Source organism: Nocardia pseudovaccinii NBRC 100343 (genome assembly GCF_001613225.1).
Taxonomy (GTDB): domain Bacteria; phylum Actinomycetota; class Actinomycetes; order Mycobacteriales; family Mycobacteriaceae; genus Nocardia; species Nocardia pseudovaccinii.
This window is the reverse complement of record NZ_BDBY01000018.1, coordinates 21,905-45,315: the sequence shown is the minus strand read 5'-3', so window position 1 is coordinate 45,315 and position 23,411 is coordinate 21,905. Positions and strand designations below refer to the sequence as shown.

The window sequence follows — 23,411 nt, the reverse complement described above, 5'->3', positions numbered from 1 at the left end:
GGCGGGGTCGCGCGGGTGGCGCTGCGTTCGCCGACGAAGGTTCCGGCACGCCCCCGCGCGACGATCGCGCCGGTGGCGGCCAGCGCGCGCCAAGCCTGGTTGACGGTAGCGGGGGACACCCGCAACTCGCGGGCGACCTCACGCACGGTCGGCAGCCGCGATCCGGGTTCGATTGCTCCGGAACGTATCCGGCGGCTCACCGCGGCCGCGATTCCGGCGGGGGTGCGATCTTCGAGATCCGCGTTGAACAGGCCGGACCGGGCCGCGCCGGTGGCGGGCGCGGTGTCTCGCAGGTCGTCTGCGGGCACCTGCGGCGCGGTCGTCGGATCGAAGTTCACAGCGTCATTCTGCGTCGGGCACAGCGCCGGAACGAAGACCGGCCCCAAGGTTTACGGCTACGAAACTGTTTCCGCAATCTTGTAACACAACCGAATTGGATCTCGGTGAAGTATAACAAAGCATGGGAATCGTTCGAGCGGCGCTCGTCCAGACGAACTGGACGGGTGATAAAGAGTCCATGATCAAGGCGCACGAGGACTACGCACGCCAGGCCGCCGCGCAGGGCGCCAAGGTGATCTGCTTCCAGGAGTTGTTCTACGGCCCGTACTTCTGCCAGTTGCAGGACACAAAGTTCTACGACTACGCGGAATCGGTGCCGGGGCCGACGACGGAGCGCTTCGCCGCCCTGGCAAAGGAATTGGGCTTGGTAATGATCCTGCCGGTATACGAGCAGGAACAGCCCGGGCTGCTCTACAACACCGCGGCGGTCATCGATGCGGACGGCAGCTACCTCGGCAAGTACCGCAAACACCATATTCCGCACGTCAACGGCTTCTGGGAGAAGTTCTACTTCCGGCCCGGAAATGTGGGCTGGCCGGTCTTCGATACCGCGGTCGGCAGGGTCGGCGTCTACATCTGTTACGACCGGCATTTCCCGGAGGGCTGGCGCGCCCTGGGCCTGGCCGGTGCGGAAATCGTCTTCAACCCCTCCGCGACCTCGCGTGGCCTGTCCGGTTACCTGTGGAAGCTGGAGCAACCGGCTTCCGCGGTCGCCAACGAATACTTCATCGGCGCCATCAACCGGGTCGGTATCGAGGAATACGGCGATGACGATTTCTACGGAACCAGCTATTTCGTGGATCCGGAAGGTAAATTCGTCGGAGACGTCGCCTCGGACACCGATCCCGAACTGGTGATCCGTGACCTCGATATGGATCTGATCAAGGTGGTGCGCGACCGCTGGGCGTTCTATCGCGATCGCCGCCCCGACGCCTACGGACCGATGGTGGCTCCCTGAGGCTGGTGATATCGATATGACGAAGACATTCATTCACGGCGGCACGGTGGTGTCGGCCACCGGATCGCAATTGCTCGATGTGCTCGTCGACGGCGAGACCATCGTCGCGGTCCTGCAGCCCGGCGCCACCGCGTTGGGCGCGGATCTCGCCGGGTCCGCCGATGTGGTCATCGACGCGACCGGCAAATATGTGATTCCCGGCGGCGTGGACGGCCACACCCATATGCAACTGCCCTTCGGCGGCACCGAGGCCTCCGATACCTTCGAGACCGGCACCCGCGCGGCCGCCTGGGGCGGCACCACGACGATCGTCGACTTCGCGGTGCAGAAGCCGGGGGAGCGGGTGCAGGACACCCTCGGTCTGTGGCACGAGAAGGCCGCGGGCAACTGCGCGATCGACTACGGCTTCCACCAGATCATCGGTGAGGTGAACGACGAATCCCTCAAGGGGATGAGCGAATTGGTGGCCGAGGGAGTCACCAGCTTCAAGTTGTTCATGGCCTATCCGGGTGTCTTCTACTCCGATGACGGTCAGATCTTGCGGGCCATGCAATCGGCGGCCGATCTGGGCGCGCTGCTGATGATGCACGCGGAGAACGGCATCGCCATCGATGTGCTGGTCGAGCAGGCACTGGCCCGCGGTGAGACCTCGCCCTACTACCACGGTGTCTCCCGGCCGTGGCAGATGGAGGAGGAGGCCACCCATCGTGCGATCATGTTGGCGCAGTTGACGAATGCGCCGCTTTACGTGGTGCACGTCTCGGCCGAGCAGGCGATGGAACAGATCGCCGCCGCGCGGGGTAACGGGCAGAACGTCTTCGGTGAGACCTGCCCGCAGTATCTGTATCTGTCACTCGAAGAGCATTTGGGCGCACCGGGTTTCGAGGGTGCGAAGTGGGTGTGCTCGACGCCGCTGCGATCGAGGGCGGAGGGGCATCAGGACGAGCTGTGGCGCTATATCCGCACAGGTGATGTCACATCGGTGAGCACCGACCACTGTCCCTTCTGCATGAAGGATCAGAAGGAGTTGGGGCTCGGCGACTTCAGCAAGATTCCCAACGGGATCGGCGGTGTCGAACATCGGATGGATCTGATGTTCCAGGGCGTCAAGAACGGGCTGATATCACTCGAGCGCTGGGTCGAGGTCTGCTGCACTACACCGGCACGCATGTTCGGCATGTATCCGCGCAAGGGCGTCATCAGTCCGGGCGCCGACGCCGACATCGTCATCTATGACCCGAACGGGCACACCAGCATCGGGTTCGGCAAGACCCACCACATGAATATGGATCATTCGGCGTGGGAGGGCTTCGAGATCGACGGACACGTCGACACAGTGCTCTCGCGCGGCCGCGTGATCATCGACGACGGCTCGTATCTGGGCAGTGCCGGTCACGGCCGGTTCATCGCCCGCGAACTGTCGCAGAACCTGATCTGACCCGATTGGCCTGATGTGACCTGATTGGAGAGTGCCGCATGGATATCGGTGTGGTGCTGCAATGCACACCGCCCGCCTCGCGGGTGGTCGAACTGGCCAGACAGGCGGAGACACACGGCTTTTCGCATGTATGGACCTTCGATTCGCACCTGCTGTGGCAGGAGCCCTACGTCATCCACAGCCAGATTCTGGCCGCCACCCGCAAGGTGGTCGTCGGCCCGATGGTCACCAACCCGGCCACCAGGGACTGGACGGTGACCGCGTCCACCTTCGCGACGCTCAACGACATGTTCGGCAATCGCACCGTCTGCGGTATCGGCCGCGGTGACTCCGCGGTGCGCACCCTCGGCGGCAAACCGACCACGCTGGCGACATTGCGGGAGTCCATCGAGGTGATCAGGGAGCTCGGCAACGGTCGTAGTGCCCGCATCGGCGACACCGTGGTGCGCTTCCCGTGGGCGAGTGCGTCGCGGCTCGAGGTGTGGGTGGCCGGATACGGTCCGCGCGCACTCGATCTGACCGGCGAGGTCGCCGACGGATTCATTCTGCAACTCGCCGACCCGGATATCGCCGCGTGGACGATCGCCCGGGTGCGGGCGGCCGCGGAGAAGGCGGGGCGCGCGCCCGGATCGGTGAAAATCTGTGTGGCGGCACCGGCCTACGTCACCGACGGATCCGATGCCGCGACGGCGCATGCCCGGGAACAGTGCCGCTGGTTCGGCGGCATGGTCGGCAATCACGTCGCCGATATCGTCGCGAAGTACGGTACCGACGGCGATATTCCGGCCGCGCTCACCGACTATATCGCGGGCCGTCAGGGCTACGACTACAACGAGCACGGCCGTGCGGGCAATACGCATGCCGAGTTCGTGCCGGACGCCATCGTGGACCGCTTCTGTGTCATCGGCACGCCCGATGAGCAGTTGGCTCGGCTGCACGAGCTGGAGAAGTTGGGTGTCGACCAGTTCGCGGTCTATCTCCAGCACGATGCCAAGACCGCCACCTTGGACGCGTACGGGGAGTCGGTGCTGCCCAGGCTGGCGCATCCGGTCACGGCGACGGCGGGTGCCGAGTGATCGCCTCGGCAGCGGCGGGGTGCTGTGAGCTGGTCGAGAGGCGTCTCGCGGAGCCGGTTCCGGTGTCGGCGGGTGATCGATGAGAGCGGGAGCTTTGCGGGCGCGGCAGGTCGGCTACGCGGTCGGTGCGCTGGTGCTGGTGGTCGCGGTGTGGGAACTCGTCAAGTACTTCGTGCCCGAGCGCGGGGTGAGTGTCGGCGACACCCGGATTCTGCCGCGCACGAGCGACGCTGCGTTGCCGCACGTCTGGTCGGTCATCACCGTGCTCGGTGACAAGGACGGCGCAGGCACGGTCGGCGGAACACTGCTGCGCACAGCGGGATTCACCTTCGGGCTCGCGCTGCTGGCACTGACGATCGGCACGGTCGTCGGTATCGCGCTCGCGGTGGTGATGCAGCGTTTCTCCTTCGTCGAGCGCGGATTGCTGCCCTACATCGTTGTCTCGCAGACGGTTCCGTTGATCGCCTTGGCGCCGCTGGTGGCCGGGTGGGGCGGGAAGATCGTCATTGCCGGTGAACCGTGGCGGCCGTGGATGAGTATCGCGGTCATCGCGTCGTATCTGGCCTTCTTCCCGGTGGCGGTCGGGATGTTGCGCGGATTGCAGTCGCCGTCCAAGGCATCGGTGGAATTGCTGCACAGCTACTCCGCGAATTGGTGGGAGACATTGGTGCACTTGCGGTTTCCCGCCGCAGTGCCGCATTTTCTGCCCGCCTTGCGCCTGGCCGCCGCGGCATCGGTGATCGGTGCCGTGGTCGCGGAGATCTCGACCGGCACCGCGGGTGGCATCGGCCGCCAGATCATCGTCTTCTCCCAGCAGGCCACCGGCGACGCGGCCCGGCTCTATGCGGCTGTTCTCGCCGCCGTACTGCTCGGTGTCGCCGTGACCGCCGTCGTCGGCTTGGCAGAAGTGGCACTACGTCGTTACAGCCGTCCGGCCGGGGCGCGCGGTTCTTCAGGAGGTACCCGTTGACCGGGAAAGTGGAATCGGCCACCACGGGTAGCGATGCGGCCGACGAGCAGATCCAGGCGCCGGATCCGGGTTTCGTCGCGGCGGAGGCCGAAGACGTCGCGGCGGTCGACCTCATCGATGTCGGGAAAATCTTCGACGCGGGTTCGGTGACCGCGCTCACGGGTGTCTCGCTGAAAGTCCTTGCGGGGGAGTTCGTCTCGCTGATCGGTCCTTCGGGCTGCGGCAAATCCACCCTGCTGCGCGTCATCGCCGATCTGGAACGACCGAGCAGCGGCACCGTGACCGTGCACGGCAAGTCCGCGCGGCAGGCCAGAATCGACCAGGATTACGGCATCGCCTTTCAACAGGCGGGACTGCTGGATTGGCGCACCGTTGCGGCCAATGTCGAATTACCACTCGAGCTGCACAAGGTTCCGAAGGCCGAAAGGCGCTCTCGCAGTGCGGAGCTCCTCGAGATGGCCGGTCTCACCGATTTCGCGCACCGCTATCCGGCGGAACTGTCCGGTGGAATGCAACAGCGCGTGGCGATCGCCAGGGCGTTGGCCCGTAAACCTTCGCTGCTGCTCATGGACGAACCATTCGGGGCGCTGGACGAAATGACCCGCGAACGCATGCAGGGCGAGTTGCTGCGCATCGCCGGAGAGACCGGTGCCGCAGTGGTTTTCGTGACACACTCCATTCCGGAGGCGGTGTTCCTGTCCGACCGCGTGGTGGTCATGTCACCGCGGCCCGGCCGCATCACCGAGATCGTGCCGACCGGCGGATGGGGCCGGGAGGCGGGTGTCAGTGGTGACGATATCCGTTCCAGCGAGGCGTTTTTCGAGGCCGTCGCCGCGGTCCGCACCGCACTGCGTGGCGGACACGAGACCGCCGACATCATCGTCGCGGGACAGGATCCGCAATGAAGACGTGGCTACCACCGGTGGCATTCGGCGTCGGCGGATTGGCGCTGTGGCAGGTGCTGACCGTCGTGGCGGGTGTGCCGCCCTTCCTGCTGCCCGCGCCGACCGCGATCGCGAAACAGTTCACCGAGAACTTCGACCGCATCGTCGATGCCGCCACCGCGACCGGTACGAACGCTCTCATCGGGTTGCTGATCGGTGCGGTCCTCGGCATTGTGGCGGCCATGGTCGCGGTTCGGTTCCGGCTGGTCGAGGGGCTGTTGACGCCGATGGCCGCCGCGGCCGCCGCGGTGCCGATCGTCGCGCTCGCCCCGCTGCTGAATTCGATGTATTCGACCACCACCGATACCCCGCGCCGCATGGTCGTTGCCATCGTGGTGTTCTTTCCGATGTTCGTCAGCACCGCCCGTGGCCTGCGGCAGGTGCCGCAGGTGCACGCCGATCTGATGACCTCGTATGCGGCGGGCGGCTGGCAGATCACCCGTACGGTGCGGTTGCCCGCGGCACTGCCCTACCTGTTCACCGGTCTGCGCATCGCGGCGCCGGGCGCGGTGATCGCGGCCGTTATCGCCGAATACTTCGGCGGCCTGCAGAACGGCCTCGGCAGCCGAATCACCTCCGCCGCGGCGAATACCGCCTATCCGCGCGCGTGGGCCTATGTGGTCGGCGCCATGACCGTCGGCCTGCTCTTCCTCGCCGTCGTCCTGATTCTCGAACAACTGACCCGCCGACCCCGGACCATCCTGATCCGCGACATCTTTGGGAGATCGAAATGAGAACTGCCACAGGGCGTTTACGCGCTTGTCTCGCGCTGGCGGCATTGGCGGCGGCCGCGCTGACCGGCTGCAGCACCACCGACAACAGCTCGGGAACCACCGCAGACGGCCTGACCAAGGTGCGCCTGCAGTTGCAGTGGTTCAAGCAGGGGCAGTTCGCGGGTTATCTGGCCGCCGTGGATCAAGGCTTCTACAAGGAGCAGGGCCTGTCCGTCGAAATCCTCGATGGCGGAACCGATATCGTGCCGCAGACGGTACTGGCCCAGGGACAGGCCGATTACGCGATCGCCTGGGTACCCAAGGCGCTGGCCTCGCGCGAGGCCGGAGCGGGTATTACCGATGTGGCGCAGGTTTTCCAGCGCTCGGGCACCAAGCAGGTGTCGTTCAAGTCCGACAACATCACGGGCCCGGCCGCGCTGCGCGGTAAGACCGTCGGAAACTGGGGCTACGGCAACGAATTCGAGCTGTTCGCGGGCATGACGAAGGCGGGCATCGATCCGTCCAAGGATGTCAAGCTGGTCCAGCAGCAGTTCGATATGAATGCCTTCCTCGCCAAGGACATCACTGCCGCCCAGGCGATGTCCTACAACGAATACGCCCAGCTGCTGGAGACGAAGAATCCGGGCACCGGGAAGCTCTACACCGCAGACGATTTCGCCACCATCGACTGGAACGACGAGGGCGTGGCCATGCTGCAGGACGCGATCTGGGCGAATTCGGAGAAGCTGAAGGATACGAAGTACCAGGACCAGACCGTCAAATTCATCGCGGCTTCGCTGAAAGGCTGGGCGTTCTGCCGCGACAATGTCGACAAATGCCGCGATATCACTGTCACCGCGGGCAGCACACTCGGCGCCAGCCACCAGCAGTGGCAGATCAATGAGGTCAACAAGCTGATCTGGCCCTCGCCCAGCGGGATCGGCATGATCGACAAGTCCGCATGGGACCGCACCGTGAAGATCGCCAAGGAGACCAAGAACCAGGAGGGGGTCACGGTGCTGAAGCAGGATCCCGATGCGGGCGCGTTCACCGACGAATACGTCACCAAGGCGCTGGACCTACTGAAATCCGGTGGACTCGACGTCACCGGAACGGGATTCGCACCGCAGCAGGTGACACTGACCGAAGGCGGTAAATAGGTGGTCGATCACGTCTTCTATCCCTGGAGCGCCCAGGCGACCCTGAATCCGGTACCGATCGTCGGCGCGTCGGGGTCGTGGTTCTGGGAGGAGAGCGGCAAACGCTACCTCGACTTCTCCTCCCAACTGGTGAATGTCAATATCGGCCACCAGCATCCGGATATCGTCGCGGCCATTATCGATCAGGCACAGAAACTCGCGACCATCTCGCCGACCTTCGGCAACGAGGCCCGCAGCGAACTGGCCCGGCTGATCGTCGAACGCGCACCGGGCGAGTTGAACCGGATTCTGTTCACCACCGGCGGTGCGGAGGCCGTCGAACATGCGGTGCGGCTGGCCCGCAGCTACACCGGCCGTACCAAAATGCTCGCCGCCTACCGCTCCTATCACGGTGGCACCGGCGTCGCGATCGGGCTGACCGGTGAGCCCCGGCGCTGGGGTGCCGAGCCGACCAATGTCGACGTGGTCCGCTTCTTCGGGCCCTACCCCTACCGATCCCCGTGGGGCTCGAGCACTCCGGAGGAAGAGACGACGGCGGCGCTGAACCACTTGCGCCAGGTCATCGAATTGGAAGGGCCGCAACACATTGCGGGCCTGATCCTGGAGACGGTGGTCGGCACCAACGGTGTGCTCGTGCCGCCGCCGGGCTATCTGGCCGGTGTCCGGGAACTGTGCGACGAATTCGGCATCGTGTATATCGCCGACGAGGTGATGGTCGGATTCGGCCGGGTCGGTGAGTGGTTCGCGGTCCAGGCCTTCGATGTCGCGCCCGACATCATCACCTTCGCCAAGGGCGTGAACTCCGGTTATGTTCCGCTCGGCGGTGTGCTGATGGCCGAACGGATCGCGCAGCGCTACGACAATACGGTGTATCCAGGCGGACTCACCTATGCCGGACATCCCCTCGCCTGTGCCGCGGGCATCGCCTCGATCAATGTCTTCGAACGCGACGGCATTCTCGACCATGTGCGCACGGTCGGCGCGGATGTCCTCGGAAAGGGCCTGGCGGAGTTGGCGTCTCGGCATCCGAGCGTCGGCGAGGCGCGCGGCCTCGGGTTCTTCTGGGCGCTGGAGTTGGTGCGCGATCCGCACACTCGCGAGCCGCTCGTCCCGTTCGCGGCCGCTGGTCCCGCCGCTGAACCGATGAATCGGGTCACCGCCGCCGCCAAGGAACGTGGGCTGTGGCCGTTCAATGCGGGCAACCGCTTCCAGATCGCGCCGCCGCTGACCACCTCGGCCGACGAGCTGCGCACGGGGCTGGAGATCGTCGACGAGGTGTTGGAGGTTGCCGACGAATACGTGGAGTGAATCGCCTGCGGTCCACCTCGCAACTCCGCAGGAGCTGACGTGACCGGCATCGCCGATCGTCAGGAGTTGACCGCCGCCGAGGCGCGCCCGCCGATGGCGACCGTGGGCGTCGGTGTCATCGCCGCCGCGTCCGCGGCCGTCTTGGTGTTCTCGACCAGCCGCTATGACTACTTCGGCGATGAGCTCTACTTTTTGGCGGCGGGTCGGCGGCCGTCGTTCGGCTATGCCGATCAAGGTCCGGTATTGCCGATGCTGGCGCGGTCGATGGACACGATCACACCCGGAAACTTCTTCGTGCTGCGGCTGCCGGTTGTCGCGCTGACCGTCCTCGGCATCGTGCTGTGTGCGGTGATCGCGCGTGAACTCGGCGGCGCGGCGGCGGCCCAGGTGCTGGCCGCCCTCGGCTACGCGACCTCACCGTTTCTGCTGCTCCAAGGCAAAATGCTGACCACCAACGCGGTCGACACCGTGCTCTGGGTGATCATCACCTGGCTGGTGGTGCGCTGGGTGCGGACCCGCCGCGATCGCCTGCTGCTGTGCGCCGCATTGGTGACCGCGGTCGATATGCAGGTGAAATGGCTGATTCCGTTCTTCTGGATCGGCGTCGCGGTGAGTTCGCTGATCTTCGGGCCGCGCGAACTGGTCCGGCGGCCGCTGCTGTGGCTCGGCGGGGTCATCGTGGTCGCGGCAACCGCGCCGTCGCTGATCTGGCAGGCGCGCCACGATTGGCCGCAGCTGTCGATGGGCGAGGTGATCAGCGGCGAACAGGGCATACTCGGCGGCCGGGTGCTGTTCGTGCCGCTCGCGGTGCTGCTGGCGGGGTATCTGGGAGCGGTGCTGTTGGTCTATGGCGTATGGGCACTGCTGCGCAATGCCTCGCTGCGGCCGTACCGGTTCCTCGGCGTGACTCTGCTGAGTCTCGTCGCCGTGTTCCTGGTGATCGGTGGCCGGATCTACTACGTCGCCGGAATGTTCGGGGTGGTGCTCGCGGCGGGTGCGGTCGGTCTCGTCGAATTCGCGGATCGCCTGAATCCCGCACCGAGACGCTTGGTCTCAGTGGCCGGTGTGATACTTGCCGCCATGGCCACGGGCTATGTGCTGTGGTCGACGCCGTGGCGCGATGCCGCGCACGTCCAGCCACCCGCCGATGACGCCGAGGCCGCCATCAATATCGGCGTGTACGGCGAATTCGGTTGGCCCGAACTGACTTCCGCCGTTCGACAGGCCTATGAATCGCTCAGCGCGGCCGAAGGCGCCGACGCCGTCATCGTGACCGACACCTACTGGCAGGCCAGCGCCCTCGACCAATTCGACCGCGATCGCCTCCCACCGATCTACAGTCCGAGCCGCGGTTTCGGCTACTTCGGCGTGCCACCGGACAATGCCTCGGCTGTCATTGCCGTCGGCGTGAACGATGCCTTCCTGCACTGGGATTTCGACCACGTCGAACCAGTTGCCAAGGTGGACAGCCGAATCGGCTATCCGGGCAACACCCAGAACGTCACTGTGTGGAAATGCACCGGCCTGCGCCACCGGTGGTCGCAGGTGTGGCCGACCTGGATGCACCTGTAGGTACGCTGCGACCATGACATCTGGGCAAACCGAGATCTGGCACAACCCGCGGTGCAGCAAGAGCCGCAATGCCACCGCACACTTGGACGAGGCGGGCGTGGAGTACACGGTCCGGCGCTACCTCGACGATCCGCCCACGGCGGCGGAATTGCGGACCGTGCTGAAGCGGCTGGGCGCCGAGCCGTGGGATATCACCCGCACCGGTGAGCAGATCGCCAAGGATCTGGGCATATCCGGCTGGGGACGCACCGCCGCGGACCGGGAGCGCTGGATCGAGGCGCTGGCGGCGAATCCGCAGCTGATCCAGCGGCCGATCGTGCTCACACCCGACGGCGGCGCGGTCGTCGCGCGCGATGAGCAGACCTTGGAATCGCTGGACCCTTCGTAGCCGAAATAGCCGGTAGGGTCGGCATTTATGAAGGTACAACTGCGTCATAGTCCGGCCTCCGCGGTCGCGCGGTGCTTCCTGGCCGGCGGCGAGCCGATGCGGGTCGAGAGCGGCGCCATGGTCGCGCATTCGGCGGGAGTTTCGTTGCAGGCCAAGGCCGAAGGCGGCATTCTCGCCGGGCTGAAGCGTTCGGTGCTGGCGGGCGAATCATTTTTCGTCTCGACCTTCACCGCGCCGCCGCAGGGCGGCTGGGTGGATGTGGCGCCCGCACTGCCCGGCGACATGCTGAACCTGCAGATCACCCCCGATCGGCCGTTCTTCATCAGCCGCGGCGGTTGGATCGCGAACTCGCACGGCGTGCAGGTCGAGGGCAAGTGGGGCGGTTTCGCGAATCTGTTCGGCGGCGAGGGCGGCTTCGGTCTGCGCGCGCACGGCGAAGGTGAGGTGGTCGTCGGCGTGTTCGGCGCGATCGATGTGATCGATCTGCAGCCGGGCGAGCCGATCACCATCGATACCGGCCATGTGGTGGCCTATGACCTGGCCATGAACTTCACCATCCGGCGCGCGGTATCCGGGCGGTCGATCCAGTCGTTGAAGTCGGGCGAGGGCTTCGTCTTCGACTTCACCGGCCCTGGCCGAGTGCTGCTGCAGACCCGCAATCCGGGCGCCTTCGCCGCTTGGGCGGGGTCGGTGGCGTCCTCGGGTTAGTCACCGGTTTTCACGACCCTCTTACCTGCTGGACACCTAGCTCATGCAGAATGCAGCTTTCATATCGGGTCCAGCAAGGGAATGTACATGGAGCTCCTCGAAGTCGTCGCGAACCTCTTCACCCAGGTCATGGGTGCTATGAGCGGTAGCGCCGCCTGACAGAACGCAGGCTCATCGGCCCATCAGGTCCTCGACCTGGTGGGCCGATGGCGTTTCAACCCAGCAACTGGTCGGTGAGGATGCGGGTGTCCGGAACGAACGGCCAGGTCGGGTCGGCCAGATGTGCGCGCAATTCGGCATCGGTCCACCACGAGCCGTCCACGATCTCCTCGGGCTGGTGCCGGATGGGCCCGTCGTAGCGCAACTCGTAGGCGAACAGATGGCAGCGCATCGGTGCGCCCTGCCAGATGCCGTCCCAGGACGCGCTGGCCCGCAGGGGCAGCGGTGGTGCGTCGACGGGCACGACGATGCCGAGTTCCTCGGCGAGTTCACGGAGCGCGGTCTGCGCCGGGGTCTCGCCGGGATCGACGACACCACCAGCCAGGCAGTCGTGCATACCGGCGAAGACCATCTTGGTATCGGTGCGGCGGTGCACATAGACGCGTTCGCCGTCGCCGGAGCGAACGAGCACACCCGCACTGGCATGCCAGATACCGTCGCGATAGACGGTGGCCCGGTCGGCCGCGCCGATTTCGCGGCCCGTGGCGTCATAGACCGCGATCATCTCCGACTGAGGGTGCACGAACACCGGTCGAGAGTAACCTGATCTCCGCACGCCACTCTGAGAGAGGACCGCCCCAGATGGTGCTTCCGCGCACACTGGCGAAAATGAACCGGCACGTGACGAACCCGATCCTCGGCCGGTTGGCCGGGAAAGTGCCACCGATGAGCATGGTCGTCCACAAGGGACGAAAATCCGGGCGGGCCTATAGAACTCCGGTGTGGGCGTTCGAAAACGACGGTGTGTACCGGATCGCGCTCACCTACGGCCGCGATGTCGACTGGGTCAAAAACATCACGGCCGCGGGCGGTTTCGAGCTCGAGGCCAGGGGTGCCGTCGTGCTGCTCATCGATCCGGTGGTTGTGCACGATGCGTCGGCAGCGTGGGCGCCACTCGGCGTTCGGCAGGCGCTGAAGGTGATGTCGGCGACGGACTATCTGCAGGCGCATCCGGCGTAGCGCGGGTCGAGCGCCACCTGCGTGCATGCATTCCCGCGTTGTAATTGCGCGCAGCGCTCTCACGTCTGGTCGGCGCTCGGTGTTGCTTGTAGCGAGGGCCATTCGGGGCGATCGGGTTGTGACGCGTCGGCTTGCGTGTGGTCAGGCCTTGCGTCATCGGTGACTCGGGTTTCGCGTTCGGGCGCATGGACCTGACCGGCACCTACGAACGCGGCTGATAGGGGCCTGCGGTACGGCGGTTGTTTCAATCGGGGTTATGCGGCGTTGCGATGTGGAAGTTCGAGTGTGTTCCGCGCGCGTTCCAGTACCTGTCGCGGTTCGAAGTGGTCGGCCTGCCACGAGTCGGTGCCGATGCCCACCTTGCCGCGCCAGGCCCGCACGATCTTGGCGTGCACCGGCCATCGTACGAATCGGCGCATGTCCTGTTCGGATTCCCACACCGTGATGGATCCGCCGCGCCGGGCGGTGGGCCTGCCCCACAGCCACAGGCCCACCGCGCCCTGCATGACCGGCCAGGTGTTGCCCAGTTCGAGCCCGATCTCGTAGATGCTGCGGACTTCCTCCTCGGACCGGGCCAGGAAGTCGGTCACGCTGACGAACACACGCCCGGAAATGTCGTGGCGCGGACCGGGTTTCCACGGCATGAGCACGATGCCGTCCGCGAATGGCTGTTCGGGAATGTCGATAGTACGCATGTGCATATAGTAAGCATGTGCGTATGAATATGGGAAGTCGGTCGTTCGAACTCGGCTGATCCGCGCGCAAGGGGAATCGAGGCTGCTGCCGTATGCGGGACGCCGGTTCGGGCAGCCCGGTGCTGATGATCGCGCTGGCGGGTCCGATTCGGTGACCGGTTCCGATCGTGCCGGGTCCCTGCCGGAAGACGAGCGAAAGCCGTTGCAGTGCAACGGCTTTCGTGTCGAACTGTGTCCGGAAGAGTTCGACCACTACGTGCGCGGCCTGGCATCGATTCGTGCCCGTGATCCCGTGTTCATCGGCACCGCCGATGTCACTTCGGTGGCGGCCGCGCACCTGATCGTGGTGTGCGCGGAGATCGTGTTGTCCCTCGCCGGATCGGCCGAGAAGCGCCGTGGGCTCTACAGCGTGCAGGCGCTTCCCGGTGTTTTCGTGGTGGCAGGTCAGAGATCCATGAGATCTGCTGCGAGACTGGACAATTCGTTCTTGTAGGTTGTCGCGAGTCCGACCAGCGAGTGGGCTTGGGCCTCCTGCGCTTTGATCATGGTTTCGAGAACCGTCACCCTTCGCCGAAGTTTCGCGATGATCCTCGCCTGATCGCTGATGATCGCCGCATGATCGCTGATTCTCGCCGCTGCACCCTCACCGGCGGATGCCGGTTTCTCGGTGGCCAGGACGACTGAACTCGAATAGGTCACCAGATCCTCTGTTCCGACCGCCACCAATCCCACTTCCTCTTCGGACTCGACGCCTGTCTCGACGTCGGTCGCTATCGCATCTTCGGCTACGTCACTCTCGGTGGGACTGCCCGCGTCCTCAGCTTCTTGCTCGACCTCACTAATGGTTTCGCCCGCGGCTGCCTCTTCACGTTCCGCAACCCCGACCTCTGCCTCGGGCTCGGTCTCGGTCACCGGTTCAGCCTCAGCCATCGGTTCGGTCTCTGGTTCTGGTGTCTCCGTAACGGCGGGCTCTTCCTCGCTCACCGGTTCGGTCTCGGCCACGGGTTCGGCTTCTGGTTCTGGTGTCTCCGCGACTGCGGGCTCTTCCTCGGCTATCGCGTCTGCTTCGGCGGCGAATTCCACTTCGGGGGACTGGGCCGCGCTCGCTTCTTCAGCTACCGCGATGTCACCGACCTCGGCCACCGTGTGGTCCTCGGTTGGTGCGCCGGTTTCGGCAGTGGCGACGTCGGCGGAGGCTTTGGTCTCCTCGTCGTCAGCTGCTGCGTATTCGTCCGTTTCCACGCCCACTGCGGCAGATTCCGCTTCGGGTTCAGCCTCAGCCGCCGGTTCGGTCTCTGGTTCTGGTGTCTCCGCAACCGCGGGCTCTTCCTCGGTCACCGGTTCGGTCTCGGCCACGGGTTCGGCTTCTGGTTCTGGTGTCTCCGCGACCGCGGGTTCTTCCTCGGCTATCGCGTCTGCTTCGGCGGCGAATTCCACTTCGGGGGACTGGGTCACGCTCTCTTCTTCAGCTACCGCGATGTCACCGACCTCGGCCACCGTGTGGTCCTCGGTTGGTGCGTCGGTTTCGGCAGCGACCGCCTCGGCGGAGGCTTCGGTCTCCTCGTCGTCAGCTGCTGCTGCGTATTCGTCCGCTTCCACACCAACTGCGGCAGATTCCGCTTCGGCTTCGGCCGCCGCTGGTGGCTCACCCTCGGTTGCTACCTGTCCCTGTTCAACCGCTTCGAAGACCCCGGCGGCTTGGGCATCGGGTGACTCCGCCACGGCTGCCTCGTCCGCCAGCTCTGTTACGTCGGACGCTTCCGCCTCGGGGATGGGGGCCGCATGTTCTTCGTCGGCTGCGCCCACAACTGCTTCAGCCTCGGGCGCCTTCTCGCCGTGTGCGGGTGCCTCGCTTCCAGCGACCACCTCCGCCGCAGCGACCTGCTCCTCTTCGGCCGCCGCATCCTCCGCAACGGTCGGTTCCACCTCGGCGACTACCGCATCGCCGTCTTCCGCGGTGACGTCCGTCTCGGCCGGTGTTTCGGTCGTGACGTCCGCACCGCTTTCAGCTACCTCGCCGGGGGCACTGACAATCTCCTCGTCGGCCACCGTCACTCCGCCTTCGCCGGTGTCCGCGTTCCCCGTGATCTCGGCTTCAACTGACGGTTCGGCTTCCGGCACTTCACCTTCGGCGACTGCTTCGGCCTCAGTCGCAGCAGCGACAGCGGCCTCCGCGACCGACTCCGCACCGTCGGCTGATCCTTCAGCGTCAGGTTGGGCGTCGTCGGCTTCACTCTCGGCAGCGACTTCGTCTTCGGCGTCCACCGCCGCCGTTTCCTCAGCCGCATCCGCGGCCTCGACTTGGGGCACTTCATCTTCGCCTGCTGTTTCAGCTTCAGCCTCGTCGGCAACAGCATCGGCTTCCGCGACCGGCCCCGCAGCTTCGGCCTCAGCGTCAGGTTGAGCCTCGGCGATGGCTTCGTCTTCGGCCGCCGCCGTTTCCTGGACCGAGTCGGCAGCCTCGACTCCAGCCTCGTCTGTCGAGTCAGGTTGCGGCACTTCATCTTCGGCGGCTGCCTCACCCTCGGCTTCCGCCACCGACGCCGCAGCTTCGGCCTCAGCTTCAGGTTGAGCCTCGGCGGCTGCGCCCTCGTCGGCGGTCGCCTCCGTTTCCGAGTCGGTAACCTCGTCTCCGGCCTCGTCTGTCGAGTCGGGTTGCGGCACTTCGTCTTCGGCTGTGGACTCGTCTTCGGCTGCCTCACCCTCGGTTGCCGCGGTTTCGGTGACCACCTCACCCTCGGCAACCAGATCGCTCTCGGCGGAGGATTCACTGGCCTCGGGTGCCTCAGCTACGGGTTCCGCCTCGGCGTCGGCAACGGTCTCACCCTCCGCCAGTTCACTCTCAGCAAATGCGGATTCGACCTGCGGCGCTTCGGTACCCTCGGTCGCAGCTGCGGGCTCCCGCTCGGCTGCCGAATCGTGCTCGGCAACCGAGACCGTAATCTCCTGGGCTGCTTCAGCTTCAGCATCCGCCGCTTCGCTCTCAGCCGCCGTTTCATCCCCAGCGAGCGCGGTTTCGCCCGCTGCGGGCACTTCGACCTCGGCCAAAGTGGCCGTTTCCGGCTCGGTCACCGCCACCTCGCCGTCGGTAGCTGTCGTCTCCTCCTCGGCGTCGTCGGTGGTGTGCGCCCGGTCGTCGGTCGTTGTCATAATTGTCTGCCCTTTCGAACACTGCGATAGTTCCCCGGCTCGAGCCTCGGGGGCCTACAGCGTCGCACGGGATCGAGGTTGCTGCCTCCGAATCCGGCGGTGCTGGTACGCAATTCAGCAGAAGTACACAGTCGACACCAATCTGTGACCCGAAATGCCGGTGACGTCGTGCTGGCTTGTTCCGTGCGGGCGCGTCTTGTCACGCGACCACACACGCACGACTCACCTAAACCGATGATGCTGAAATGTTGCTGTGTCAAGGAAAGTTCGGTCGGCGCGAACTGGCCGCACCCGATCATGGTCAACCCTGCAAGCCGCAAGGTCGTGCTCGACCGAATAGTCCGAGCGACGGCGCTGCTGCTCGCCGACCGCACCGACGGTGCGGATTGCCGATGTCGACCGCTCTCTCCATGAATGCGGTCCGCTGGCCGACACGAAATCCTGACTTCGCACGCAGCGGAACCTACGCTGCCCCATGAGTGGTTCGGACTCCGGAAATGTATTGGGGGAACTCATGTTCACAGGACGCACACTGTGGCCGTCTGATCAGCCGACAGCCGCGCCCGCGTTGACGGTATACAACAACAAGTTGGTACTGGTGTGGGCGACACAGAGCGGCACCATGTATGTAGCGTCGGGGATGGAAGCCGACGGAGTTGTCAATGCGAAGCCATTGCCGTCGGACTTCAGCCTGCAGCGCCCAGCGTTGGCTTCGCATGCCCACACCGGGCTGCTCTACCTCGGCTATACGCGCACCGACGGTCGGATGTGGCTCGCGTGGTCGAACAATGGCGTCGACTACCAGGATCGACGCGAGTGGCTGGAGCCATCGATCGGCGGGCCTGCGATGCAGTCCGACAACGTCTCACTGTGGTTGAGCTACACCGCACAGCGCAACCTGGTACTCAGCGCGGTCAAATCGCAGAATCCACCGTTCAGTTATTACGGGATGACCCCGGAACCCGCCGAGCAAAGCGTGGATACTCCGGGGCTGGTGATCCATCCGGCCAAGGGGGTGCTCCTGGCATGGACGGGTATGGACAGCGCGAACAATCTGAACGCGCGCTACATCGGCGTCAATGTCCCGCCCGGTCGGGCCACCTTCAGCGATCGGCTCATCGGTGGCCCGAACCTTTTCACCCTCGCCGGCCGCTACGTGGCGGGCTACACCGGCAAGAACACCAATATCTACATGCTCTTCGATATCGACAACCTGAACGAGGGGCAAGCGCAGCGGTGGAAATTCGCCGATACCAGCCCGTGGCCACCCGCGGTCGCGACCGTCAACGGGATCACCTACGTCGCCTGGTTCGGCACCGACGGCCAGAACAAGCTCAACTTCGCCGACCTGGGCTCCATGCCGACTATCTACCGCGGCGGCAGCGGATAGCGCCTCAGCCGTTGCCGTAGATGCGATCCGGGACGACGAGAACGACTGCGCGGCGCTCGGCAGCCATGACCCGGTCATATTCGTCCCAGTCGTCGTGGGTGCCACCCGCCGCAGTGAAAACCTCCCGCAGCAACTGCCGCAGCCGTTCGGCGTCGATGTCCGGCACCGGGTCGTCGGGACCGGCGATCCACACCGATCCCTCAACAGTCGCCCACACCCACCCGACACGGACGACAACCGTCATCCGCGCCCGAACACGGAGGTTGTCCAATTTGCGTGTACCACCGCGGATCACCATGCCCACTACGGGCTCACCGGTCCGCGGGTGCGCCAACACTCCTGCGTTGACGAGCGAGGACTGAACAGTGCCATCGGCCCGCGACGTCGAGACGACGCAAAGGCCACGATCACCGGCGATCAGCCGAGCGAAGTCCGCGATATCGGTCACGGCCGAAGTCTACGGAGCGCGGGCGATAATGCGGGCGTGCCGAAGCAAATCCGTGCGACCTCGAACACACGGCCTGGTACAGCCGATCCGGTGGGACGAGTTCGCCGCGTCGCGCGGTGATCATCGCCGGACGTGGCGAAGTCGGAATTACGCGAGGACACTGAAGGCGTAGCGCCGAAGTCGACTCCAGGAGCAATGTGATGGCACCCGACAGGCCTTTTGGGTTCGATCCGGAAGAATTCGAGCGCGCGTTGCGAGAGGCGGGGATCGAATTCCGTGACCTGCTCGGAAAGGCCAGCGAATACATCGATCGCACCAGCGGGAGTACCCTGGCGTCGCTGCTGGGACAGTTTGTTCAGCCGGAGCGCACGCGGCCACCGAAGCCGGAGGGCGAGACCACCGGCGAGACCAACAGTGGAGTGTGGGTCATCTACAGCATCGATGATGCCAGCGAGGCCAGGGTCGAGCAGGTTTTTCCGAGCGAGCTCGAGGCTTTGCGTGCGCATCGCGACAATACCGACGAACGCCGTCGCGTGCGGTTCCTGCCCTACGGTGTCCCCACAACCGTGCTGGGCACCCAGGTGCGGAACTCGGATTGACGGCACCGCAACAGGCGAGCGCGCGGATACCGCTGAGCGGGACGCGCGTCCCTCCACGATGTGTTGCGTTTCGAACTCTTTCGGAAATTTCGGGCCGTCCGGCGAGTTCTCCGAACGGCACGAAACCCGGTGTTCAAGGAAGCCCCGCACGCACCGCGCGGAGGGCTATCTCGTTGGCAGGCAAAAGGAATAGTCACAGTTCACCCAGCCGTGGCTACTCGACACGGCGAATGAACGGTTTGATTCCGGCAAATTCACTGCAATAGCGCGTACACGCCGATGTGTAGCGTAGCGGCACGAAGGAAATCCCGGCCTCGAGAGGCGACTCGGACGAAGCGGTGGTCTACCGAGACCGAATCAGGAGGCGGGCTTCGGCTGGGTCAGGTCCCTGGCGCCGGTGATCGAATTGATGATGTTGAGGATGGCAGTGGTGCCGTGGTCGACGGCGGAGCTGCCCGAGTCGAACAGGGCGGAACCGGAGGACGAGCCGGCCGAACCCGAGGATGAGCCGCCGTCGGCCGAACCCGAGGCGGAGCCGGTGCCAGCGGAGCCGGTGCCAGCCGAGGGGGCGGAGGGAGCGGCGGAGGCCATCGCGACCGGGCCGAAGAACAGGGCGGCGGCGGAGACGGTGGTGGCGGCGACCAGGGCCTTGCGAGAGAACATCTACGGAGCTTCCTTTCACAGATGGATAACGACGCCATCACGGCGTGCACCACAAATGTTATGAAGAAGAAATCTGCAAATCCACCTCTCTCATTGTGTGAATAATCACCGTTAATAATCGGCTAACGATAAATAATACCGATGTAACACATTTGATCTTCATTCCGGCGGTGAATTCCATGATCAAATTCGGTTGATTTCATCGAGGGTGCCGCGTAATGGCGTGCGGCGGACCCGATCTCGCAGCGGACCTTCGATCCCGGCACGGCGCGACCTCGAGCCGCCGACGCGCTCGGGGCTCGCTGGCATCACGGCGATCCGGCGTTACCTGGCGAGGTGTCGCGCCGAGCGACGGCGGGAAACATTCGCAAACCGCTCTCGTCTCTCACCTGCTGTGCTATAGGACTGGCGGCGTCGCTGCGCTGTTCTGGCGTATCGGCACGGTGGTCAGCGCTGGTTCTGCCGCGAGCTGCCGGACAGGGTGCGTTGGAATGCTTGCAGGTCATCCTCGAGTTTCCGGTGCAGCCAATAGTTGCCGATGAAGCCGAAGACACCTGCGATGGCGAGCCAGCGGATCGAATCGGTGACCAGGGCGACCTCGTCCGGTTTCAGGAACATCAGGCCGTGGATGACGCCGATCAATGGAATAGATGCGGCGACTACGAGGTAGCGGGTGCTGCGGCGGCTGAGGGCGCGGAGGTTGTCGTGGTCCTCGGGTGTGCTGCCGTACGGGAGAAGACGGGGGTAGATGGCGCGGACCACGAACAGGGTAACGAGAAAGAACGGGTAGGCGACGGCGATCGCGCCGGAGACGAGCAGTGAAGCGGACAAGTGCACCACCTGGCCGAGGGACAGGTCGGTGTCGCTGAGCAGTGCCATCGTGGTCACGATCGCGCTGACGCTCCACCCGGCGAATGCGACCCAGGCGACTCGGTCACCGACCGACAGGGTGTCCCTTCGTGCCAGTGCCAGAATCTCAGGGGTGAACGTCCGGCCCTTTCTCAGTCCGCGCCACACCACCAGAAAGACCCTGCGGCACAGGTAGTTCGTCACGATGAGGACCAGCAGGGGGATGATCAGCTCGAGCACCGGGTTGATGGCCCGCAAGGACTGTCGCTGGTCGTCCGGAATCCACGCCTCGATCAAGGCTCTGTTGTGCACGTTGCCGTACAGCACACCGAGGAACCCTCCGGTCGCGCTGGCCAGGGTGACGATCGCCCCCAGCGACCAGGGACCGACTTTCGAACGCAGACTGCTTCCTTGCGGATCGACGAGATCGCGGGCGCGACGGTCCAGGCAAAGCTCGAGCTGCTGTGCCAGCTCGGCGCCGCTCGACCAGCGGTTGTCCCGCTGTGGCGCAAGGCATTTCAACAACACTCGGCGCAGGGTCGGCGGGCAGTCCGGCGGCAGCTCGGACAGATATCGTGGTTCGATGTCTTGCTGCCGCAGCTCCAGCATGCGTGCCAGCGAGGTTTCGGATTCACCTGCCAGTGGTTCGTCGTCGAAGGGCCTGCGGCCGGTCAGCAGTTCCCACAGCATGACGCCGAGCGCGTAGATATCGCTGCGCAGATCCAGATCTTCGGCGGTGGTCGGCAGCTCCGGATGGCAGGCGGCGAGTTGTTCGGGGGACATGTAGGCCAGTGACCCACCGAAGTACGCCATCGGATTGGTTCCGGCCACGTGGTTGCTGAAGCTGACATTGAAGTCGGCGAGCTTCGGAATGCCTTCCGCGGTCAGCAGCACATTGGCGGGTTTGATATCGCGATGCAACACCCCGCTGCGTGTGGCGTAGTCGAGTGCTTCGGCGAGCCTACTGCCGAGCCACGCCACCGTCTCCGGCCACGAGTATCCGGCGATATCGCCGCGGATACCCGTCTCACTTGGGACGATGCCGCCTCGGTCCTGAATGGCGTGATCGACGGCGTCGAGTAGGAGGGCGCCGCTGCGGAGGTCCGGTGATCGGGCGCGCACCAGATTCAGCACCCCGAGCAGCGTGCCGCCCGGAAGGTACTGCATGTACATCAATTTGAGCTCGCCGTTCTCGATCAGCCGATGATCGAAGACCCGCACGATGTATTCGTGATCGAGCTGCGCCAGCGTCTCCGGCTCGGTGCCGCGGTTGTACGAGATCTTCACCGCGACCAGCCGTTGCATCGACCGTTGCCGCGCCAGGAATACCCGTGCGAAGGCGCCGCTGCCCAGTCCGACGAGCAGGTCGAAGTCGTCCACGCTCGCACCGGCGCTGATCCCGCTGAGCGCTTCCAGAGACCGCGGCGGGGCGATCAGTGTGCTGCGGTAGTTGATATCGGACCCGGTCGGCGCAGTGGCATCCACTTCGGTCGGCTGCGTGTCGGGATCCTGGTCGCGTCCGGACCGGCGTCGTACATGGAATTCCTCGTAGGCCAGATCGGGTGGCGTCGGCCCGGTGCTCAGTTCGGCGTATTCGGCGCAGTACTGGGCGAGCCGCTTCGGATGGTCGTAGCGCAGCCATCGGTACTCCAGATCGACCTTGATCAGCTCGATCAGACACATCCGCCGCAATCCGGGCGCATCCGGCAGATATTCCGCGAGGTCCGGCGGTGCACCGGTCTCATCCCAGGTGTCGGCGAACCGCCTGACAACCGATGCCAGCAAGGTGCGAGTTCGGTGGACAGCATCCGACTCATTCGTCGTCGGTTCCAACTCCGCTCCGATCCTCCGGTCCTTCCCAGAAGGCATCTCCAAGATGCAGTCTGTCATGGCGGTGAGCCCCGACCAGGGATTTCCTGCCAGGACAGTGGGCGCGAGGGTCTGGCCAGCCGGGGGACGCCGGGCGGTCTGTCAAAGTTCGGTCGCCCGGGGCCGGGTCAGGCCGGGCAGCATTGCCAGGGCCACCCGGAGGTCGAGGGTGTCGATGTCGACGCTGCGACCGAGGAGTTCCTCGGCTCGGCGAACTCGGTAGCTGACCGCGTTCGGATGGATCGAGAGGCGATCGGCGGCACGGTTTCGGCTGCGGTTCTCTCCCAGATAGGCCGACAGCGTCATCGCTATGCGGCGGGTGGCGTCGTCGTTGTCGGCCAACGACCCCAGCACATCCGTGACGAACGCCAGCGCGAGTTCGGGATCGGCGGTACCGAGCGCCGCGACGGCCACGCTGCGACAGTGCGTGAGCGTGTCTGCACGCGGCCCGATCAGCGACGCAACCCGCCGCGCGTGGATGGCCTCGATGTAGGTGCGGCGGAAGCCGTCCAGTCCTCGGTCCGACTCGCCGACCGCCACCCGGAGGCCGCGCGGAAGATCCAGCGGCCGGTCGGCGCGCTGTCCGGCAGTAGCTCCACCCGCCGCGGATCCTTGGCGAGTTCCATGATGTCGGCCAGCTGCCGAATGCTCGCCTCGGTGCTGACCCAGATTCTCCTCGACCGTCTGCGCGTCCGGGTACAGCTCCGGGCACTCGGCCTGCATCCGTGCGACCGCGCGCTGTGCGAGATCACCGGCAGTTGCGGTCATCTCGACCGCAACCGGTCGCAGCACATCCCGCCAGGCCCGCTGCCCGGTTGGTTCACGTGCCGGTGGCCATTCGACCTCCATGACGGCAGGATGTACGCGCGATTGTCGCCCCGCAACAACGAGCAGCGAAAATCCTGGTGCTGGCATACGAGCAGACCGCCGCGGCTGCGCCCTAGCCTCCGAACATGCTCGGCTCTCCATCGCGGATCGATACCTCAGATCTCACC

At 65.2% G+C, this 23,411-nt stretch carries 23 protein-coding genes; 15 read left to right on the top strand and 8 right to left on the bottom strand.

Annotated features, from left to right (window positions below):
• The coding region (locus tag NP3_RS02040; protein ID WP_245720765.1) for a GntR family transcriptional regulator at positions 1–338 on the bottom strand (338 nt) is incomplete at its 3' end.
• A gap of 122 nt (positions 339–460) precedes the next feature.
• On the opposite strand from NP3_RS02040, the gene NP3_RS02035 reads away from it, so the two are divergent.
• From NP3_RS02035 to NP3_RS01985, 11 genes are all read left to right on the top strand, one after another.
• The gene (locus tag NP3_RS02035; RefSeq protein ID WP_063037176.1) at positions 461–1,297 is read left to right on the top strand and encodes a nitrilase-related carbon-nitrogen hydrolase; all 837 of its coding nucleotides are present in this window, start codon (positions 461–463) and stop codon (positions 1,295–1,297) included.
• 16 nt (positions 1,298–1,313) lie between these two features.
• The gene (hydA, locus tag NP3_RS02030) at positions 1,314–2,735 is read left to right on the top strand and encodes a dihydropyrimidinase (protein WP_063037174.1); all 1,422 of its coding nucleotides are present in this window, start codon (positions 1,314–1,316) and stop codon (positions 2,733–2,735) included.
• 38 nt (positions 2,736–2,773) lie between these two features.
• Positions 2,774–3,811: a TIGR03842 family LLM class F420-dependent oxidoreductase gene (locus tag NP3_RS02025; RefSeq protein WP_063037172.1), complete on the top strand. Its 1,038-nt coding sequence runs from the start codon at positions 2,774–2,776 to the stop codon at positions 3,809–3,811.
• 79 nt (positions 3,812–3,890) lie between these two features.
• Positions 3,891–4,781, top strand: coding sequence for an ABC transporter permease (locus NP3_RS02020; protein WP_063037170.1), 891 nt, complete (start codon positions 3,891–3,893; stop codon positions 4,779–4,781).
• Positions 4,778–5,686, top strand: a complete 909-nt coding sequence (locus NP3_RS02015; RefSeq protein ID WP_245720764.1) for an ABC transporter ATP-binding protein — start codon at positions 4,778–4,780, stop codon at positions 5,684–5,686. The genes NP3_RS02020 and NP3_RS02015 overlap by 4 nt, the downstream gene beginning before the upstream one ends.
• Positions 5,683–6,459, top strand: coding sequence for an ABC transporter permease (locus NP3_RS02010; RefSeq protein WP_063037168.1), 777 nt, complete (start codon positions 5,683–5,685; stop codon positions 6,457–6,459). Before NP3_RS02015 ends, NP3_RS02010 begins: the two co-directional genes overlap by 4 nt.
• Positions 6,456–7,598, top strand: a complete 1,143-nt coding sequence (locus NP3_RS02005) for an ABC transporter substrate-binding protein (RefSeq protein WP_063037166.1) — start codon at positions 6,456–6,458, stop codon at positions 7,596–7,598. Before NP3_RS02010 ends, NP3_RS02005 begins: the two co-directional genes overlap by 4 nt.
• Positions 7,599–8,906, top strand: coding sequence for an aspartate aminotransferase family protein (locus tag NP3_RS02000; protein WP_063037164.1), 1,308 nt, complete (start codon positions 7,599–7,601; stop codon positions 8,904–8,906).
• A gap of 39 nt (positions 8,907–8,945) precedes the next feature.
• Entirely contained in the window at positions 8,946–10,478 is a 1,533-nt protein-coding gene (locus tag NP3_RS01995) for a glycosyltransferase family 39 protein (protein ID WP_084508020.1), read from the top strand.
• A 13-nt stretch (positions 10,479–10,491) separates the two neighbouring features.
• The gene (locus NP3_RS01990) at positions 10,492–10,866 is read left to right on the top strand and encodes an arsenate reductase family protein (RefSeq protein WP_063037162.1); all 375 of its coding nucleotides are present in this window, start codon (positions 10,492–10,494) and stop codon (positions 10,864–10,866) included.
• 27 nt (positions 10,867–10,893) lie between these two features.
• Entirely contained in the window at positions 10,894–11,574 is a 681-nt protein-coding gene (locus NP3_RS01985) for a TIGR00266 family protein (RefSeq protein WP_063037160.1), read from the top strand.
• Positions 11,575–11,788: 214 nt separating this feature from the next.
• On the opposite strand, the gene NP3_RS01980 is transcribed toward NP3_RS01985, so the two are convergent.
• A complete protein-coding gene (locus NP3_RS01980) occupies positions 11,789–12,298 on the bottom strand; it encodes an NUDIX hydrolase (RefSeq protein WP_063037158.1) in 510 nt (169 codons plus the stop codon).
• Between the two features lie 77 nt (positions 12,299–12,375).
• Here NP3_RS01980 and NP3_RS01975 point away from each other — a divergent pair, with 77 nt between their 5' ends.
• Positions 12,376–12,753, top strand: a complete 378-nt coding sequence (locus NP3_RS01975) for a nitroreductase family deazaflavin-dependent oxidoreductase (protein WP_063037156.1) — start codon at positions 12,376–12,378, stop codon at positions 12,751–12,753.
• A 254-nt stretch (positions 12,754–13,007) separates the two neighbouring features.
• Here the strand turns inward: NP3_RS01975 and NP3_RS01970 are convergent, their stop codons facing one another.
• Positions 13,008–13,448, bottom strand: a complete 441-nt coding sequence (locus NP3_RS01970) for a hypothetical protein (protein WP_157123992.1) — start codon at positions 13,446–13,448, stop codon at positions 13,008–13,010.
• A gap of 151 nt (positions 13,449–13,599) precedes the next feature.
• On the opposite strand from NP3_RS01970, the gene NP3_RS01965 reads away from it, so the two are divergent.
• On the top strand, positions 13,600–13,941 hold the full coding sequence (locus NP3_RS01965; RefSeq protein WP_063037152.1) for a hypothetical protein: 342 nt from the start codon (positions 13,600–13,602) through the stop codon (positions 13,939–13,941).
• Here NP3_RS01965 and NP3_RS01960 read toward each other — a convergent pair.
• A complete protein-coding gene (locus tag NP3_RS01960) occupies positions 13,893–16,598 on the bottom strand; it encodes a midas domain-containing protein (protein WP_063037150.1) in 2,706 nt (901 codons plus the stop codon). The genes NP3_RS01965 and NP3_RS01960 overlap by 49 nt on opposite strands.
• Before the next feature lie 475 nt (positions 16,599–17,073).
• On the opposite strand from NP3_RS01960, the gene NP3_RS01955 reads away from it, so the two are divergent.
• Positions 17,074–17,988 carry a hypothetical protein gene (locus NP3_RS01955; RefSeq protein ID WP_157123991.1) on the top strand — a complete coding sequence of 305 codons (915 nt, stop codon included), beginning with the start codon at positions 17,074–17,076 and terminating at the stop codon, positions 17,986–17,988.
• Positions 17,989–17,992: 4 nt separating this feature from the next.
• Here the strand turns inward: NP3_RS01955 and NP3_RS01950 are convergent, their stop codons facing one another.
• Positions 17,993–18,436 (bottom strand): pyridoxamine 5'-phosphate oxidase family protein, encoded by a 444-nt coding sequence (locus NP3_RS01950; RefSeq protein ID WP_063037146.1) that lies wholly within the window; start codon positions 18,434–18,436, stop codon positions 17,993–17,995.
• A gap of 200 nt (positions 18,437–18,636) precedes the next feature.
• Here NP3_RS01950 and NP3_RS01945 point away from each other — a divergent pair, with 200 nt between their 5' ends.
• Positions 18,637–19,035 (top strand): Rv0313 family protein, encoded by a 399-nt coding sequence (locus tag NP3_RS01945; RefSeq protein ID WP_063037144.1) that lies wholly within the window; start codon positions 18,637–18,639, stop codon positions 19,033–19,035.
• A gap of 357 nt (positions 19,036–19,392) precedes the next feature.
• Here NP3_RS01945 and NP3_RS01940 read toward each other — a convergent pair whose 3' ends face one another.
• The 3 genes from NP3_RS01940 to NP3_RS01930 all read right to left on the bottom strand — a co-directional run bounded on the left by NP3_RS01940 (position 19,393) and on the right by NP3_RS01930 (position 23,265).
• Positions 19,393–19,698 (bottom strand): hypothetical protein, encoded by a 306-nt coding sequence (locus tag NP3_RS01940; protein WP_063037143.1) that lies wholly within the window; start codon positions 19,696–19,698, stop codon positions 19,393–19,395.
• 447 nt (positions 19,699–20,145) lie between these two features.
• Positions 20,146–22,437: a serine/threonine-protein kinase gene (locus NP3_RS01935; protein ID WP_444980774.1), complete on the bottom strand. Its 2,292-nt coding sequence runs from the start codon at positions 22,435–22,437 to the stop codon at positions 20,146–20,148.
• Positions 22,438–22,518: 81 nt separating this feature from the next.
• Complete coding sequence (locus NP3_RS01930) at positions 22,519–23,265, bottom strand: PucR family transcriptional regulator (protein WP_063037142.1); 747 nt, start codon at positions 23,263–23,265, stop codon at positions 22,519–22,521.
• Positions 23,266–23,411: the final 146 nt, after the last annotated feature.

Coding starts and splice junctions, on each gene's coding strand:
- NP3_RS02035 (WP_063037176.1), top strand. CDS start 461: ATGGGAATCGTTCGAGCGGCGCTCGTCCAGACGAACTGGACGGGTGAT.
- hydA (WP_063037174.1), top strand. CDS start 1,314: ATGACGAAGACATTCATTCACGGCGGCACGGTGGTGTCGGCCACCGGA.
- NP3_RS02025 (WP_063037172.1), top strand. CDS start 2,774: ATGGATATCGGTGTGGTGCTGCAATGCACACCGCCCGCCTCGCGGGTG.
- NP3_RS02020 (WP_063037170.1), top strand. CDS start 3,891: ATGAGAGCGGGAGCTTTGCGGGCGCGGCAGGTCGGCTACGCGGTCGGT.
- NP3_RS02010 (WP_063037168.1), top strand. CDS start 5,683: ATGAAGACGTGGCTACCACCGGTGGCATTCGGCGTCGGCGGATTGGCG.
- NP3_RS02005 (WP_063037166.1), top strand. CDS start 6,456: ATGAGAACTGCCACAGGGCGTTTACGCGCTTGTCTCGCGCTGGCGGCA.
- NP3_RS01990 (WP_063037162.1), top strand. CDS start 10,492: ATGACATCTGGGCAAACCGAGATCTGGCACAACCCGCGGTGCAGCAAG.
- NP3_RS01985 (WP_063037160.1), top strand. CDS start 10,894: ATGAAGGTACAACTGCGTCATAGTCCGGCCTCCGCGGTCGCGCGGTGC.
- NP3_RS01980 (WP_063037158.1), bottom strand. CDS start 12,298: ATGATCGCGGTCTATGACGCCACGGGCCGCGAAATCGGCGCGGCCGAC.
- NP3_RS01975 (WP_063037156.1), top strand. CDS start 12,376: ATGGTGCTTCCGCGCACACTGGCGAAAATGAACCGGCACGTGACGAAC.
- NP3_RS01970 (WP_157123992.1), bottom strand. CDS start 13,448: ATGCGTACTATCGACATTCCCGAACAGCCATTCGCGGACGGCATCGTG.
- NP3_RS01960 (WP_063037150.1), bottom strand. CDS start 16,598: ATGACAACGACCGACGACCGGGCGCACACCACCGACGACGCCGAGGAG.
- NP3_RS01955 (WP_157123991.1), top strand. CDS start 17,074: ATGAGTGGTTCGGACTCCGGAAATGTATTGGGGGAACTCATGTTCACA.
- NP3_RS01945 (WP_063037144.1), top strand. CDS start 18,637: ATGGCACCCGACAGGCCTTTTGGGTTCGATCCGGAAGAATTCGAGCGC.
- NP3_RS01940 (WP_063037143.1), bottom strand. CDS start 19,698: ATGTTCTCTCGCAAGGCCCTGGTCGCCGCCACCACCGTCTCCGCCGCC.
- NP3_RS01935 (WP_444980774.1), bottom strand. CDS start 22,437: ATGACAGACTGCATCTTGGAGATGCCTTCTGGGAAGGACCGGAGGATC.
- NP3_RS01930 (WP_063037142.1), bottom strand. CDS start 23,265: ATGGAGGTCGAATGGCCACCGGCACGTGAACCAACCGGGCAGCGGGCC.